Genomic DNA, 16,119 nt, shown 5'->3' with positions numbered 1-16,119 from the left:
TCGTGAAACGTTCACCTTCGTCCGGAAAGCCCCAAGGCATTCTTGGCTCAAGAATGGAGGAGGAGACATGTCGGAAACCAAGGGCTCATGCGTTGGGTTGACGCGTAGGGGCTTTCTGAAAACCACCGGCGCCGTGGCGGGGGTCGGTGCAGTGGCGGGGGCCGGCGGCCCTGCACTGCAAGCTCTCGCAGCCGCATACGAGCCGGGTCAGAAAGAAGGCGACGGTGAGCAGGTATTCAGGGGCGTGTGCCGTCCCAACTGCTTCGGTTTTTGCCATCTGAACGTTCATGTGCGTGATGGCAAAGTAGTGAAGACCTCGCGTGCTCCGTACAACGAGGACTGCTACACCCGCATTTGCCAACGAGGGCTTTCTCATGTTTACCGCATCTACGATCCCGAACGGTTGCAGCATCCCTTGCGCCGCGCGGAGGGGACCGAACGGGGGGCGGGAGAGTGGGAGCGTGTAAGCTGGGATGAGGCGCTCTCGGAAATCGCCGAGAAGATACAGTCGATTCAGGCGCACTATGGCGAGGGCGCTGTGGCGTTTCTCACCGCATCGGGCAACCAGTCTGCGGGGATCACGAGCGCGTACAGTCGGCTCATCGCATTGCTGAACGCCAGCAGCGTCAGCGCTTGCCTCGATATGGGCAGCTATTACGGCATGCAGGCGGTTGCAGGTCTTTACATCAGCCCTCTCATGGGCTTGCAGATGTGGGAGGGCAACGAGCCAACGGACGCGAAGAACGCGAAAAGCATCGTGGTGTGGGGAGCGAACATCACCGATGCCCAGGTGCAGAACTGGCATCTCATCAAGGAGGCGATGCAGGGCGGGACAAAGCTTGTCGTCGTCGATCCTGTATTCACGCAGGTTGCTTCCAAGGCTGATAAATGGGTGTCGATTCGCCCTGGCAGCGACACTCTATTGAAGTACGCGATCATGAACGTCGTCTTGGAGAAAGGCGCTCAAGATGTCGACTATCTGCGGCAGCATACCGTGGCGCCCTTTCTCGTTCGCGAAGACACAGGCATGTTCGTCCGCCGCAGCGACATGGGGATCGAGCCGGTGCCGACTGGGGACGTCGACGCTGCGACGGGCAGGGAGATCGTAGACGACCCGTACATGGTGCTTTCGGGCGGTGCGCTCGTTCCGGTCTCAGAGGCCTCCGAGCCTGAGATCGAGGGTTCGTACGATCTCGGGGGCGTTCCGTGTCGTACGGCCTACGAGCTTTTGAAAGAGGAGATCCTCAAGCATACGCCCGAGGAAGTGTCGAAGATCACCGAGGTCTCGGTCGAGGACATCTACGAGTTGGCGGATATGTGCATGGATACTCCGGTGTACCATTACGAAGGCTATGGCCCGCAGGCGTACAACAATGGGGCGCATGCCACCATGGCCGGGTTGACGCTTTGCGCACTGCTTGGGAACCTGGGCAAGCCGGGTGCTTCGTACGGAGCGTTCTGGGGCGTCCACATGGGGGTCAATTCGGTATACACTGCGCCCAACGGACCGAGCAAGGGATTTTCCATTCCCAGCGTCGATTTGAAGAACGTGGTGGAGACAGGCCAGTTCGCGGGTCAAAAAGCCGACATCAAAATGTTGTGGATGTACTCGGCCAATCCTCTCAACACGCACACCGACACGCATGCCTGGACCGATGTCATCATTCCCGCGATGGACTACGTCGTCGTGGCCGACTCCGTTATGACCGACTCCGCGCGTTACGCCGACATGGTTTTGCCGATAGCGCAGTGGTTCGAATTGGAAGAGGTTGCGAATGCGGGGCAATGCTCTTCCCTGCATCACAACGAGAAGGCCATCGAACCGTTGTACGAGAGCAAACCCGACACTCAGATTGTCTCCGAATTGGCCCAGAAACTTGGCCTGGGCGAGTACTTCACGCTCAACAACGAGGAGATCCTCGAGGAGATGTACAACACCGACATGGGGAAAGCGCTCGGCATAACCATGGACGACCTGCGCGAGAAAAAGCAGATCCGCTTCATTCCCGGAGATGCCGAAACCGACCCGCACATCGCGTACAAAGACGGCGCGTTCGGCACGGCGTCAGGGCGCTTCGAATTCTATCGGGAGGCGCCGACGGTGCGGGCGCTCACTACGAAGGCGCCCACGCCCGAGGAGATCGAGCGCGAGCGCATGCCGCACTGGTTCCCCCCGCTTGAGGCATGGCCGGAAAACGAACTGTACAAGAAGTACCCCCTCGTGCTCATGAGCGAGCGGCCGCGTTTTCGCGTGCACTCCCAGTGGTTTAGCGTTCCGGTTTTGCGCGAGCTCGATCCCGAGCCTTACGTGAAGATCAACCCGGTCGATGCCGAAGCGCGCGGCATTTCGGACGGCGATTACGTCGAGTGCTACAACGATCGCGGATCCGCCGTGGCGAAGGCGGTCTTCTCGAACGCTATCCGTCCGGGCGTGCTCGTGTACCCGAAAGGCTGGCAGATGACTCAGCACAAAGCCGGAGGCTGGTCGGAGCTCAGTTCGACAGAATTCGACGCGTTTGCCGTGAACAACAATTTCATGGACGTGCTGTGCGAGGTTCGCGTGTGGAATGAAGGGGGTGGCCGGTAATGGCTGAGAGGCTCGGCATGGTCATCGATATGAAGGCGTGCATAGCTTGCGCTTCGTGCGCGGTGGCGTGCAAGGTGGAGAACAATCTTCCTGACGAAGTGTGGTGGAATCGCGTGCTTACGGACGGAGGGGAGAATCCCGACACTCCAGCGGGCGTTTATCCCGATCTGACGATGTCTAATCTCGTTGTGGCCTGCCAGCATTGCGAGAACCCCGCCTGTGTGAAGGTGTGCCCGGTGGGGGCGACCTACAAGGACTCGGAGACGGGGGTCGTGCGCCAGGACTACGACAAGTGCATCGGCTGCCGCATGTGCATGTCGGCGTGCCCCTACACGGGCGTGCGCAGCTTCAACTGGGAGGAGCCAAGGCACGTGGTGGGCCACGCTCTCGGAGACGCGGACGTCCCCGCGCACCAGAAGCACGTGGTGGAGAAGTGCACGATGTGCTGGCACAGGCTGGCGAAGGGACTGCAGCCTGCGTGCGTGGAGGTGTGCCCTGCACGCGTGCGCTACTTCGGCGATTTGAACGATCCTGATTCCGAGGTCTCGCAGCTGATCAGGGAGCGGGAGTGCAAACAGCTGCTGCCGTCGGAGGGAACGAATCCTTCCGTGTACTACCTCGTGTAAGCGATAGGAGAACGTCATGTCTGATACGAACAAAGCCTCTGTCGCCAAGTTCGGGGGCCGGGGCCTCAACATCGCCATTGTCGTGGCGGCTGCCGTGACCGTTGCGGGCCTGGCGCTCTGGGGCGTGCAGCTATCCGGCGGCCTTGTGCAGACCGGCATGCGCAACCTGGATTCGTGGGGCCTCTACATCACCATGTTCATGTTCTTGGTGGGCCTGTCGGCTGGCGGCTTGATTATTAGCTCGGTGCCGCGCGCCTTCGGCATGAAGGGTTTCGGGGGCATTTCTAAGATCGCCGTGTGGACGTCGGTGTGCTGTACGGTGCTTGCCGTGGGCTTCGTGGTGGTCGATCTCGGCCAGCCCTTGCGCCTGTGGGAGCTGTTCGCATACTCGAACCTGGGCAGCCCGCTCATGTGGGATATCGCGGTCATCTCGATCTACCTCATCTTGTCCATCGTGTACCTGTGGGCGACGCTGCGTGCCGAAACGGGCAAAGTGTCTGGGAAAGCGCTGCGCGTGATCTCGGTTATCGCGCTGATCACGGCTGTGCTCGTGCATTCGGTGACGGCGTGGATCTTCGGACTGCAGCAGGCCCACGAGTTTTGGCACACCGCCCTTCTGGCCCCATGGTTCGTGTCGAGCGCGCTTGTGTGCGGAACCGCGCTCGTGCTCGTCGTGGTCATCGCGCTGCGCAAGGTTGGCTATCTGAGGCTCGATCAAGCGCATGTCGTCAAGCTTGCGAAAATGCTGGGCGCGTTCGTAACGGTTGATCTGTACTTTTTCGGCTGCGATCTTTTGACCTCCGGCTTTCCTGGCGGTTCGGGCGCCGAGGTCGTGTCCATGCTCGTTTCCGGTCCGCTCGCCCCGTTTTTCTGGGTTGAGGTTGTGGGGTGCGTTCTGTGCGCCGTGGTGTGCTTCGTTCCGAAGCTTCGCACGAATCCGCTGGTTGTAGTGGCTTCGCTGCTGGCGATCATCGGCATTTTCTGCAAGCGCGTCCAGCTGCTCGTGGGCGGTTTCCAACTGCCGAACCTGGATTATCCCGGGCTGGTGAATCGCTACACCGTCACCGACTGGGCATCGGGGATGGCAGGAGCTTATCAGGGCATGGTGTATTGGCCGACGCCTCTTGAGTTTGGCGTCGCGCTGGGCGTGATCGGCCTCGGGGCGCTGCTTCTGCTGCTGGGTCTTAAGTTCCTGCCGCTCAGGCCGGTCGATCAGGTTCGCCGATAAGGGCGCTTGCGAAAGGCGCGCGCGTTTTCCGCGCCCCTTTCTTGATTGACGAGGTGGAATCATGACCAAGAGATTGCTTGTGGCCCTTGTTGCGTTTCTGCTGGTTGGCGCGTGCGTGTTCGCGGCGGGCTCGCTCGTCGAGCCGTCGTCGGGCGTCTCGCGCATCGAGGCCGACTCCCCGTGTCCGGTCGCGGGATGCGCTTCGGGCGAGTGCCATGGCTTCGACGACGTTCCCGTACCAGACGGCGTGCATGAGATGGCGTGCCCGGAGGCGTCGTGCTCTTCGACCGAGTGCCATGCGTGGGATGCGCTTTCGGGCCGCTATCATCAGGCGTCCGACGCGAGCCTGAACGTGTGGATCCTTGCGCCTGTGGCTTTGGTCGTGGGGCTCGTGCTGATCGTGCGGAAGGTGGGATGACGCGCTATGGATGGGAAGACCCTCGCTGTCGATGCGGCGTGCCTGCTGATCTACCTGGCGGCCGCAAACCCTGCCGTTACGGGCATCGGCGTCCATGAATGGCTGGGACTTGGCGCGCTAGTTGCGTTTCTCGCCCATGCCGCGATGCATGCCGACTGGGCCATCAAGGTCGTCAAATCGGCCTTCTCGAGGCCTTCGTGGGAAAGAACGGGGAATCTGGTGCTCGATGCGCTCGTCATCGTCGCGTTCATGACGGTGACGGTGTCGGGCGTCATGGTGTCGGGCGCGGTGCTGCCCTCGCTGGGCTTGTATGCGAACGGCTACTACTTCTGGGATCCGCTGCACGCGATCGCGGCGAAGGCGCTGTTGGCGTTGCTGCTCGTGCATGTGGTCGTCCATTGGAGGTGGCTGGCCGACCTCTTCGGAGGCCGGAAACAAGGGCGTCGCGAAAAATGAGGCTGCGGACGGAATCGCATGGGGGTGCGCGCTTCCGTCCGCAAAAACGTTTCTGAGGCGTCCGATTCTTTGCGGCTCGCCTTCTTTGAGCTTCAGAACAAAAGCATCCCGTCGATCGTCATCGAGATGCAGTTGCCGTTGGGCTCGCAGACGAGCCGGACGTTCGCCGTGGCCGGGTAGCCGGCACCATCGAGGATGCTGACGTTGTTGACGTACTCGTAGCCGCCGCTATCTAGGGGCGTCACGGTGGCCGTTGACGAGTCGACGCCTTGGTAGACGTAGAACGTGTTGTTCGCGAACAGGGAGGGGAGCTCGGCTTCGAGCGTGGCGATGGCGCTCTTTTGGGCCTCGTCTGCCTCGCTGGCCTCGTTCTGTTCGGGTTGTTCGGAGACGGTTTCCTCCTGCGTGTCGCCGCCTTGCTGCTCAGGTGCGTCCTGTACGCTCGGCAGCGTGAGGTCCCACGCCGCCTCTGTGGCGCCATCGTTCCAGAACAGTCGCTCGGATCCGTACTGGTCGTCGAAGGAGAGCGTGCCTTCAGCGACCTCTCCGGCTGCCACTTCGATCATCCCCTCGGTGAATGACGAGCTTGTCGGCGGCATGCCGAACGATAGCAGGCATCCGGTTTCGAGCGTAAGCGGCCGTCCGTGGCTTTTCACCTGCACGTGTGCGACCAGCTGGCCTCCGGTGCGGTCGATGGAGCTCACCGTCACCTCATAGTCCTTCCACACGGCCGTCTCGCCGACTGCGAGGGCCGAGAGCTTGTCCTCGTCGGTGAGCGTGTAGCTGTCGCTCGAAGTCGCACCGGCATTGGAGTCGCCCGGGGCGACCGGGATCTCGGCGTCGGAGCTGCAACCGAGCATCGTGCAGGACATGGCCGCTGCGAGGGCGGCGGATGCGAGGGCGGTCTTTGCGTTCACTGCGAACCCTTTCTCGGTCCTATCGCGGGGCGACGGGCCGTCGATGCGCCGTCGCAGTGCGAGCACGCCGTCGATGAGGCGTGCGGCTTTTTCGTTCCGGCATATCATATCAGTTCCGCGCCGTTCGTGCGCGATCTTGGTGACGAGGGAGGGATTTGGGAGTTGGTCGTCCTCCCCGCTCGTCCCTGCCGCCCGCAATGCGCCGCTCCGCCGCTCTTGTCCGGAGGCAACGAAGGGGCGGGGATGACGCTGCGCCCTCAGGGCGTCATTCCGCCCCTTCGTTGCGTATCCGCTCGCGGCGCGCTCGCCAGAGGGGCTCGTGCACCGCCGGGCGCGCTATCCGGGAATCGATGGGCACCGGGGTGCTTTTTGCTCTCGCAGCTCATGGCGGCGATTGCGCAGCCAAAGGGCTGCGTCGATGCCAACCATCACGATGTTCAAGACGTACAGGCACAGCACGGCATCGATTCCGCTTATCAGCTTGTTGACGATGCCCGATGCATATCCGGCTATGAGCGCGAGCATGAAGATCAGGCTCTTTCCGCCGGTGGATCGCGATTTCAGCGAGCGGTAGATGGAGAACGGCCATGCGGCGCCGAAGCAGAGAAGCATGAACGCCTCGAAAAGGCTCATGCCGAATACCGGCCTTTCAAGGTTGTTTGGTCGAGCACGTGCCCTTCCATCGCGCGGAACAGCTCGTTGAGGTGGAACCCGTTCTTCAGGTCGAGCACGGTGTCGAGAGCGTAGACGTGAATTTCGTACAGGTGCTCTTTGTCGGGCGGCGCCATGCCGCCGTAGCACGAGCAGAGCTCGGGTGGGTTGGAGCCGCCTTGGGCGCTCATCCAGCTGTTGGCCCCTTGCACCATGTTCCCGGGATTACGGCTTGCGTCCTCGCTCAGAAGCGGGCTCTCGATGTTGGCGGCCATCCAATGGACCCAGGAGAATCCGCCGCTCACCGGGTAAGCGTCCTTGTCCTCGATGAAAACCGCGAAGCTCTGCGTTTCCGCCGGGGCGTCGACGAACTCGAGCGGCGGCGACAGCACGGGCATGCCGAACCCGTTGACCTCTCCGCGTTTACCGTAGCGGTCATCGATGACGCCGTTTACGATCCCTTCGCTTTTCGCTTTCATGATGGCTCTCCTTTCTCGTTTCGGACAAGCTCATCTTCGTCGGATGCGTCGGCGCTGTCCATTACCCACTTTTTCGTCGGTATGGCTTCGGCTCTCAAGCGTCGCCTTCGCAAAGCCCAGGGAAGGGGTTGCGGGCGCTTTTACAGCAGCCCCTTTTCTCGAAGCACGTCCTCCCGACCCATCTTCACGAGGTACTCGATGCCCAGCTGCTGGTAGATCTTGAGGGCGTCGAGCACTTTCTTGCCGTTTTCGGTCAGCAGGTACTCCGTTCTCAAGGGGTAGCCGTCGAAGCTGCGCCGCTCCACCAAAGAGAAGTCGATCATCTCTCGCAGATGCTGCCGCAGCATCTTCTCGGTGATGCCCTCTATGTCCCTCAGCAGATCGGAGGGCGAGGTAGGACCGAGGCGAAGCCTCCAAATTATGATGCATTTCCATTTGCCCCTCATCATGTCGTGGACGAGTTCGAGCGGGCAGGTGAAGTCTTTGCGCAGTTTCATGGGAGCTCCCTGTGGTCGAGATGCCGGGGTGGACGAGGACGGTCGGGCGGGCCGTTCGGTTGACATACTCTCATCATCCCAGTTAAAAGCCCAAATCAACAGTAAATTTCCACAGTTTGTAAAAATTTTCCTTGACAGCACTTGACGTGCATCGTATTTTAATCAATTGCGAATTTTTCGCATTTGTGCGGGTGCTCATGAAGGAGGAAACGCCTCGTGGCTCAAGAAAAAGCGACTGATCAGACCAGCCTTTACAGGGATCGGCGAAGCTTCGCGAAGATCCCCGACGTCATGGACGTCCCGAACCTCATCGCCATCCAGACGGATAGCTTCGAGTTTTTCAAGGGCGAGGGTCTGGCGCAAGCGTTTAGGGACATCAGCCCCATCGAGAACAGCACGAAGGACATGTGCGTGGAGTTTGGCCGCCATGAGTTCGGCGAGCCGAAGTACACGGTGGACGAATGCAAGGAGAAGGACGTCTCCTACCAGGCGCCGCTGTTCGTGGAGATCCGCTTCATCAACCGCGAGACCGGCGAGATAAAGGAGCAGGACGTGTTCGTGGGCGACTTCCCGCTCATGACGCCGCGCGGCACGTTCATCATCAACGGCACCGAGCGCGTCGTGGTGTCGCAGCTCGTGCGCTCCCCGGGCGTCTACTTCGCCGCCGAGCGCGACAAGGCCTCCGACAAGACCATCTACAACGCGAAGGTCATTCCGAGCCGCGGCGCGTGGCTCGAGTTCGAGACCGACAAGCGCGACATCCTGTCCGTGCGCATCGACCGCAAGCGCAAGCAGCCCGCCACGCTGCTCGTGCGCGCCCTCGGCCTCGCCGAGTCTCGCGAGGAGATCGTCGAGCTCCTCGGCTCGAGCGAGATGGTCCTGCGTACGCTCGACCGCGATCCCGCCACCACGAAGGAGGAGTCGCTCATCGAGCTGTACAAGCGCTTCCGTCCCGGCGAGCCGCCCACCATCGACTCCGCGCGGACGCTGCTCGAGGGCCTGTTCTTCAACCCGCAGCGCTACGACTTGGCGAAGGTCGGCCGCTACAAGATCAACAAGAAGCTCGGGTTCGAACCCGACTACGAGGCGTCCACCCTCACCGACGAGGACATCGTGCGCACGATGCGCTACATCGTGGCGCTCCACGAGGGCCAGGAGGGCTTCCAGACCGACGACATCGACCACTTCGGCAACCGTCGCATCCGCACGGTGGGCGAGCTCATCCAGAACCAGTTCCGCATCGGGCTGTCGCGCATGGAGCGCGTCGTGCGCGAGCGCATGAGCATGCAGGAGCCCGACGAGATCACGCCGCAGTCCCTGGTCAACATCCGTCCCATCGTGGCGGCCATCAAGGAGTTCTTCGGAAGCTCGCAGCTGTCGCAGTTCATGGACCAGACCAATCCCGCCGCCGGCATCACGCACAAGCGCCGTCTGTCGGCCCTCGGCCCGGGCGGCCTCTCGCGCGAGCGCGCCGGCTTCGAGGTGCGCGACGTGCACACCTCTCACTACGGCCGCATGTGCCCCATCGAGACGCCTGAAGGCCCGAACATCGGCCTGATCGGTTCGCTGGCCACCTACGCTCGCATCAACCCCTACGGCTTCATCGAGACGCCGTACCGCCGGGTCGTGGACGGCAAGGTCACCGACGACGTGGACTACCTCACGGCCGACGAGGAGGAGAACTACGTCATCGCCCAGGCCAACGACCTGTTCGACCCCGAGACGCGCAAGTTCGGCACGTTCGACGACCAGGGCGTTTTCCACGAGGCCGCGCGCGTGCTGTGCCGCACGAAGGACGCCGCCGGCGTGTTCGGCGAGCCCGACGAGGTGCCGCCCGCGCAGGTGGACTACATGGACGTGTCCCCGCGTCAGATGGTGTCGGTGGCCACCTCGCTCATCCCGTTCCTCGAGCACGACGACGCGAACCGCGCCCTCATGGGCTCGAACATGCAGCGCCAGGCTGTGCCGCTGTTGCGTCCGAGCGCCCCGCTCGTGGGAACCGGCATCGAGCACCGCATCGCGGTGGACTCCGGCGAGATCCTCGTCGCCCAGAACCCGGGCGTCGTGGACTACGTGGACGGCCAGACCATCATCATCCTGAACGACGACGGCGAGTACGACGAGTACCTCGTGCCGAAGTTCCAGCGTTCCAACCAGTCTGGCTGCATCAACCATCGCCCGATCGTGCGCAAGGGTGACGAGGTGCAGGCGGGCGACGTGCTGGCTGACGGCCCCAGCTGCGACGGCGGCGAGCTCGCGCTCGGCCAGAACCTCATGGTGGCCTACATGCCGTGGGAGGGTTACAACTACGAGGACGCTATCATCGTGTCCGAGCGCGTGGTGGCCGAGGACCTGCTCACCTCCATCCATATCTCCGAGTACGAGATCGATGCGCGCGACACCAAGCTCGGCCCCGAGGAGATCACCCGCGAGATCCCCAACATCTCCGAGGACATGATCAGCGACCTGGACGCCGACGGCATCATCCGCGTGGGCGCCGAGGTGTTCCCGGGAGATGTGCTGGTGGGCAAGGTCACGCCGAAGGGCGAGACGGAGCTCACGGCCGAGGAGCGCCTCCTGCGCGCCATCTTCGGCGAGAAGGCTCGCGAGGTGCGCGACACCTCCCTCAAGGTGCCGCACGGCTCCGGCGGCCGCGTCATCGGCATGAGCCGTTTCTCCCGCGAAGCCGGCGACGAGCTGGCTCCGGGCGTCAACGAGCTCGTGCGCATCTACGTGGCCCAGAAGCGCAAGGTGCAGCAGGGCGACAAGCTGTCCGGCCGCCACGGCAACAAGGGCGTCATCTCCCGCGTGCTGCCGGTGGAAGACATGCCCTACCTTGCCGACGGCACCCCCATCGACGTCATCCTGAACCCGCTCGGCGTTCCGTCCCGCATGAACGTCGGCCAGCTGCTTGAGAACCATCTGGGCTGGGCGGCGAAGTGGGGCTGGTCGGACGCCGAGGAGACCGAAGAGGTCGTGGAGGGTCCCATGCACGTGGCCACGCCTGTGTTCGATGGCGCCACGGAGCGCGAGATCTCAGACGCTATCGAGAAGGCCAACCGCAACCTCATCAACATGAACCACGCGAAATACGGCGACAAAGCGCGCGACGAGTTCGTGCCGCAGCTGTCCCGCGAGGGCAAGACGTGGCTGTACGACGGCCGCACCGGCGAGCGCTTCCGCGAGAAGATCACGGTGGGCCAAAGCTACATCCTCAAGCTCGGCCACATGGTGGACGACAAGATCCACGCTCGCTCGACCGGCCCCTACAGCCTGATCACCCAGCAGCCGCTCGGCGGCAAGGCGCAGTTCGGCGGTCAGCGCTTCGGCGAGATGGAGGTGTGGGCGCTTTACGCCTACGGCGCCTCCAACGTGCTGCAGGAGATCCTCACCGTGAAGTCCGACGACACTGCCGGCCGCGTGAAGAGCTACGAGTCCATCGTGAAGGGCGAGAACATCCCCGCCGCCGAGGTGCCCGAGAGCTTCAAGGTGCTCGTGAAGGAGATGAAGTCGCTGTGCCTGAACGTGGAGCTTGAGGGCCACGACCATCAGACCATCGACGTCACCCGCGATGCCGACGGCCAAGAGGACTCCGACCGCGCGCTGTACGATGCGATAGCCGCCGACGCGCGCAAGACCGAAGAGGACGACGCGGCGAACGCGCTCGACAGCATCGCCGCCGAACTGGGAGAATTGATGGGCGAAACCAAAAACGAGAAGAACGACCTCATCGGAGAAGGGGAGGAGCTGTAAATGACGACGGAATTCGACGTCACCAATTTCGACGCCTTGCGCATCTCCCTCGCCAACGCCGAGGACGTGCGCAGCTGGTCTCGCGGCGAGGTCAAAAAGCCCGAGACCATCAACTACCGCACGCTCAAGCCCGAGAAGGACGGCCTGTTCTGCGAGAAGATCTTCGGTCCCACGAAGGACTGGGAGTGCGCGTGCGGCAAGTACAAGCGCGTGCGCTTCAAGGGCATCGTGTGCGAGCGCTGCGGCGTGGAGGTCACGCGCTCCAAGGTGCGCCGTGAGCGCATGGGCCACATCGAGCTGGCTGCGCCCGTGAGCCATATCTGGTACTTCAAGGGCTCGCCTTCGCGCCTGGGCTACCTCTTGGACATTCCGCCGAAGGAGCTGGAGAAGGTGCTGTATTTCGCCTCCTCCATCATCACGAGCGTGGACAAGGAAGCCCGCGAGGAGGACGTCGACGAGCTGCGCGACGAGCTGGCCGCCGATCTTGAGGAGTTGGATGCCGAGCGCGAGCGCCTCATCGAGGCCACGCGCAAGCTGTCGGTGGACTATGTGCCCGAGGACGACGACTTCGTCGATGACATCGACGAGGACGAGCGCATGACGCCCGAAGAGGTCGAAGAGGAGATCGCCGACATCTACGAGGAGTTCAGCGAGCGCAAGGCCCTGCGCCAGGACGCGTTCGACGCCTTCATGAAGATCGAGCCGAAGCAGCTCGTGCCCGACGAGGCCCTCTACCGCGAGATGCGCCTGAACTACCGCGACTACTTCACGGGCGGCATGGGCGCCGAGAGCGTGCGCGATTTGCTGGAGGCCATGGATCTCGAGGCCGTGGCCGAGGAGCTGCGCGAGGTCATCGCCAACGGGAAGGGCCAGAAGCGCGCCAAGGCCATCAAGCGCCTCAAGGTGGTGGACGCGTTCCTGAAGTCCACGAACAAGCCGACGGACATGATCCTCGACGTCATCCCGGTCATCCCGCCCGATCTGCGCCCGATGGTGCAGCTCGACGGCGGCCGCTTCGCGACGTCGGACCTCAACGACCTGTACCGTCGCGTCATCAACCGCAACAACCGCCTCAAGCGCTTGCTCGACCTCGGTGCGCCCGAGATCATCGTGAACAACGAGAAGCGCATGCTGCAGGAGGCCGTCGACAGCCTGTTCGACAACGGCCGCCGCGGCCGCCCCGTCACGGGTCCGGGCAACCGCCCGCTCAAGTCGCTCTCCGACATGCTCAAGGGCAAGCAGGGCCGCTTCCGTCAGAACCTGCTGGGCAAGCGCGTGGACTACTCCGGCCGCTCGGTCATCGTCGTGGGCCCGCAGCTCAAGCTGCACCAGTGCGGTCTGCCGAGCCAGATGGCGCTCGAGCTGTTCAAGCCGTTCGTGATGAAGCGCCTGGTGGAGCTGGAGTACGCCGCCAACATCAAGGCCGCCAAGCGCGCGGTCGACCGCGGTGCCAGCTACGTGTGGGACGTGCTCGAAGAGGTTATCACCGAGCATCCGGTGCTCTTGAACCGCGCGCCAACCCTGCATCGTCTGGGCATCCAGGCCTTCGAGCCGGTGCTCGTCGAGGGCAAGGCCATCAAGCTGCACCCGCTGGTCTGCACCGCCTTCAACGCCGACTTCGACGGCGACCAGATGGCTGTGCACGTGCCGCTCGGCGCCGAGGCGCAGGCCGAGGCCCGCGTGCTCATGCTCTCCGCCAACAACATCAAGTCGCCGGCGCATGGCCGTCCGCTCACCGTGCCCACGCAGGACATGATCATCGGCCTGTACTACCTCACGGCGGCTCGCGAGGGCTTCCCGGGCGAGGGACGCGCATTCATCGACTTCGACGACGCCATGAACGCCTACGACGCGCGCGCCGAGCTTGACCTGCAGGCCAAGATCTGGGTGCGCCTCACGAAGGACACGCAGGTGGCCACGGCTTTCGGCGTGTTCGAGGATCGTCGCGCGGGCGAGCGCATCGAGACGACCATCGGCCGCATCACGTTCAACAAGGTGCTGCCCGAGGACTACCCGTTCCTCAACTACGAGATGAACAAGAAGGAGATCAGCCGCCTCGTCGAGGACGTCTGCAACCGCTACGAGCTTTCCGACGTGCCGGCCATCCTCGACGGCCTGAAGGACGCGGGCTTCCACTACGCTACGCGCGCCGGCGTCACCGTGTCGGTGTACGACGCCACGGTTCCGCCGAACAAAGGCGAGATCTTGGCGGCCGCCGACGCGAAGGTCGCGGCCATCGACGAGGACTACGAGATGGGCCTCATGAGCCGCGAAGAGCGTCACAAGCAGGTCGTCGACATCTGGAACGAGGCGAACGAAGAAGTCGGCGACGCCATGGCCGAGAACTTCGACAAGTTCAACCCCATCTACATGATGGCGTTCTCCGGCGCTCGAGGCAACATCAAGCAGATCCGCCAGCTCGCCGGCATGCGCGGCCTCATGTCCGACCCGAAGGGCGAGATCATCGACCGCCCCATCAAGGCGAACTTCCGCGAGGGCTTGTCGGTGCTCGAGTACTTCATCTCCACGCACGGCGCCCGCAAGGGCCTCGCCGACACGGCGCTGCGCACCGCCGACTCGGGATACCTCACCCGCCGTCTCGTGGACGTGGCGCAAGACGTCATCATCCGCGAGATCGATTGCGGCACGACCGACGGCGTGCCGTATCCGCTGCGCAACGAGAAGGGCGATCTGGACGAGAACCTCATCGGCCGCTGCCTGCTCGAGGACGCTGCGGGTGCCGACGGGGAAGTGGTGCTGGCCGCTGGCGAGTACATCGAGCGCATGGAGCAGCTGCGCGAGATGGATCGTGCCGGCATCGAGGAAGTGGTCATCCGCACGGTCATGACCTGCCACGCCGACCACGGCGTGTGCCAGAAGTGCTATGGCTGGGATCTCGCCACGAGCCGTCCGGTGAACATCGGCACGGCGGTGGGCATCATCGCCGCCCAGTCCATCGGCGAGCCGGGCACCCAGCTCACCATGCGCACGTTCCACACCGGCGGCGTGGCCGGCGAGGACATCACGCACGGTCTGCCGCGCGTCCAGGAGCTGTTCGAGGCGCGCAAGCCCAAGGGCCTCGCCGTGCTCGCCGAGATCTCCGGCACGCTGCAGATCTCGGGCGACAAGCAGCAGAAGACGCTCACGATCCACGACCAGCAGGGCAACTTCCGCGAGTACGTGGTGAGCGCCCGCGCCCAGATGCTGCCGGGCGTTGCGGACGGTTGCGAGGTCACGGTGGGCCAGCAGCTCACCAAGGGCTCCGTGAACCCGCATGACCTGCTGCGCCTCACCGACCCGAACACCACGCTGCGCTACATCGTGAGCCAGGTGCAGGGCGTGTACGTGAGTCAGGGCGTGGACATCAACGACAAGCACATCGAGGTCATCGCGCGCCAGATGCTGCGCAAGGTGGCCGTGATGGACGCCGGCGACTCCGACTACCTGCCGGGTCGCCAGGTGAACCGCTTCGAGTTCGAGAAGGTGGCCAACGAGCTGATCGCCGAGGGCAAGGAGCCGCCGGTGGGCCAGCCGCTTCTGCTCGGCATCACGAAGGCGTCGCTCGCCACGGATTCGTTCTTGTCGGCTGCCTCCTTCCAAGAGACGACGAAGGTGCTCACCGACGCGGCCATCGAGGGCAAGGTGGACCATCTGGCCGGCCTCAAGGAGAACGTCATCATCGGCAAGCCCATCCCGGCGGGCACCGGCCTTTCGCGCTACCGCGAGGTGGGGCTCACCTACAAGGGCCGTCCGGTGGCGGGCGTGCAGGGCGAGCAGCTGCCCGACTTCGCGCCCGACGCGCTTCGCGAGATCGAAGAGCTGCTGCCGCAGCCGCAGGATTGGTCGCTCGATGGCGAGGGCTACCTCAACATGGGGTCGAACTACGGCAGCTACTACAGCGGGCTTTCCCTCGGCCACCGCGGGCCGCAGCTATCCGACGAGGACGCGCGCCTGTACATCTACGACGATCTGGGCGTGTCGCAGCGCTGGGCCAACAAGTTCTCCGAGGCGGGCATTGAGACGGTGGCCGATCTCGTGGGGCATACCGAGGAGGACCTGCTGCGCATCGAGGGCATCGGCGTGAAGGCCATCGAGGAGCTGAAAGAGGGTTTGGCGGCGCGCGACCTCATGCACGTGATCGAGGACGACCTTGCCGCCACAAGCGACGACATGTCGCAGCTGCTCGACATGGTGTTCAGTCCTGACGACACGATCCTCATCGGCGGGGACGAGCCGCCCACGTTCGACACGTCCGGCGAGGACATGCTGGGCGAGGCCCTGCCGCCGCGCTCCTACCAGCGCAACTTGGAGGAGCTGGACGCGCTTCTGGGTTCGGTCGGGTCGCTTGGTTTCGGGCTGACCAGCAAAGAAGATGAACAGGCATCCAACGATGCCGAGGATGTGGAGGAGTAGGCCACGCGAACAGGAGGGGGTGCGCTGCGGCGCGCCCCCTCCTTTTCAAGAAAGGGTTATTGCGCCCTGCTTTTTCCGTGGCGGAGGCGATGGA

11 protein-coding genes are annotated in these 16,119 nt (G+C 63.4%); 7 read left to right on the top strand and 4 right to left on the bottom strand.

What is annotated here, in order from left to right; all coding sequences use genetic code 11:
- The first annotated feature begins 67 nt into the window (after positions 1-67).
- From B5F40_RS02395 to B5F40_RS02375, 5 genes are all read left to right on the top strand, one after another.
- Positions 68-2,587: a molybdopterin-containing oxidoreductase family protein gene (locus B5F40_RS02395; protein WP_087192787.1), complete on the top strand. Its 2,520-nt coding sequence runs from the start codon at positions 68-70 to the stop codon at positions 2,585-2,587.
- Positions 2,587-3,213 carry a 4Fe-4S dicluster domain-containing protein gene (locus tag B5F40_RS02390; protein WP_087192786.1) on the top strand — a complete coding sequence of 209 codons (627 nt, stop codon included), beginning with the start codon at positions 2,587-2,589 and terminating at the stop codon, positions 3,211-3,213. Before B5F40_RS02395 ends, B5F40_RS02390 begins: the two co-directional genes overlap by 1 nt.
- A 16-nt stretch (positions 3,214-3,229) precedes the next feature.
- On the top strand, positions 3,230-4,441 hold the full coding sequence (nrfD, locus tag B5F40_RS02385; RefSeq protein WP_087192785.1) for an NrfD/PsrC family molybdoenzyme membrane anchor subunit: 1,212 nt from the start codon (positions 3,230-3,232) through the stop codon (positions 4,439-4,441).
- A 61-nt stretch (positions 4,442-4,502) separates the two neighbouring features.
- Positions 4,503-4,859, top strand: a complete 357-nt coding sequence (locus tag B5F40_RS02380) for a hypothetical protein (RefSeq protein WP_087192784.1) — start codon at positions 4,503-4,505, stop codon at positions 4,857-4,859.
- A gap of 6 nt (positions 4,860-4,865) precedes the next feature.
- Positions 4,866-5,315, top strand: a complete 450-nt coding sequence (locus B5F40_RS02375; protein WP_087192783.1) for a DUF4405 domain-containing protein — start codon at positions 4,866-4,868, stop codon at positions 5,313-5,315.
- A gap of 92 nt (positions 5,316-5,407) precedes the next feature.
- Here the strand turns inward: B5F40_RS02375 and B5F40_RS02370 are convergent, their stop codons facing one another.
- From B5F40_RS02370 to B5F40_RS02355, 4 genes are all read right to left on the bottom strand, one after another.
- Positions 5,408-6,232 (bottom strand): hypothetical protein, encoded by an 825-nt coding sequence (locus tag B5F40_RS02370; RefSeq protein ID WP_140396385.1) that lies wholly within the window; start codon positions 6,230-6,232, stop codon positions 5,408-5,410.
- Between the two features lie 336 nt (positions 6,233-6,568).
- Positions 6,569-6,865 carry a hypothetical protein gene (locus tag B5F40_RS02365; RefSeq protein ID WP_087192781.1) on the bottom strand — a complete coding sequence of 99 codons (297 nt, stop codon included), beginning with the start codon at positions 6,863-6,865 and terminating at the stop codon, positions 6,569-6,571.
- Complete coding sequence (locus B5F40_RS02360) at positions 6,862-7,362, bottom strand: YbhB/YbcL family Raf kinase inhibitor-like protein (protein ID WP_087192780.1); 501 nt, start codon at positions 7,360-7,362, stop codon at positions 6,862-6,864. The genes B5F40_RS02365 and B5F40_RS02360 overlap by 4 nt, the downstream gene beginning before the upstream one ends.
- A gap of 140 nt (positions 7,363-7,502) precedes the next feature.
- Entirely contained in the window at positions 7,503-7,859 is a 357-nt protein-coding gene (locus B5F40_RS02355) for a winged helix-turn-helix transcriptional regulator (RefSeq protein ID WP_087192779.1), read from the bottom strand.
- Positions 7,860-8,075: 216 nt separating this feature from the next.
- Here B5F40_RS02355 and rpoB point away from each other — a divergent pair, with 216 nt between their 5' ends.
- A complete protein-coding gene (rpoB, locus tag B5F40_RS02350; RefSeq protein ID WP_087192778.1) occupies positions 8,076-11,612 on the top strand; it encodes a DNA-directed RNA polymerase subunit beta in 3,537 nt (1,178 codons plus the stop codon).
- The gene (locus tag B5F40_RS02345) at positions 11,613-16,025 is read left to right on the top strand and encodes a DNA-directed RNA polymerase subunit beta' (protein ID WP_087192777.1); all 4,413 of its coding nucleotides are present in this window, start codon (positions 11,613-11,615) and stop codon (positions 16,023-16,025) included.
- The last annotated feature ends 94 nt before the right edge of the window (positions 16,026-16,119 follow it).

This window comes from Gordonibacter sp. An230 (assembly GCF_002159915.1).
Lineage (GTDB): Bacteria > Actinomycetota > Coriobacteriia > Coriobacteriales > Eggerthellaceae > Rubneribacter.
The sequence above is the reverse complement of the archived record's forward strand: the minus strand, read 5'-3'. Positions and strand labels throughout refer to the sequence as shown.

Coding starts and splice junctions, on each gene's coding strand:
- B5F40_RS02395 (WP_087192787.1), top strand. CDS start 68: ATGTCGGAAACCAAGGGCTCATGCGTTGGGTTGACGCGTAGGGGCTTT.
- B5F40_RS02390 (WP_087192786.1), top strand. CDS start 2,587: ATGGCTGAGAGGCTCGGCATGGTCATCGATATGAAGGCGTGCATAGCT.
- nrfD (WP_087192785.1), top strand. CDS start 3,230: ATGTCTGATACGAACAAAGCCTCTGTCGCCAAGTTCGGGGGCCGGGGC.
- B5F40_RS02380 (WP_087192784.1), top strand. CDS start 4,503: ATGACCAAGAGATTGCTTGTGGCCCTTGTTGCGTTTCTGCTGGTTGGC.
- B5F40_RS02375 (WP_087192783.1), top strand. CDS start 4,866: ATGGATGGGAAGACCCTCGCTGTCGATGCGGCGTGCCTGCTGATCTAC.
- B5F40_RS02365 (WP_087192781.1), bottom strand. CDS start 6,865: ATGAGCCTTTTCGAGGCGTTCATGCTTCTCTGCTTCGGCGCCGCATGG.
- B5F40_RS02360 (WP_087192780.1), bottom strand. CDS start 7,362: ATGAAAGCGAAAAGCGAAGGGATCGTAAACGGCGTCATCGATGACCGC.
- B5F40_RS02355 (WP_087192779.1), bottom strand. CDS start 7,859: ATGAAACTGCGCAAAGACTTCACCTGCCCGCTCGAACTCGTCCACGAC.
- B5F40_RS02345 (WP_087192777.1), top strand. CDS start 11,613: ATGACGACGGAATTCGACGTCACCAATTTCGACGCCTTGCGCATCTCC.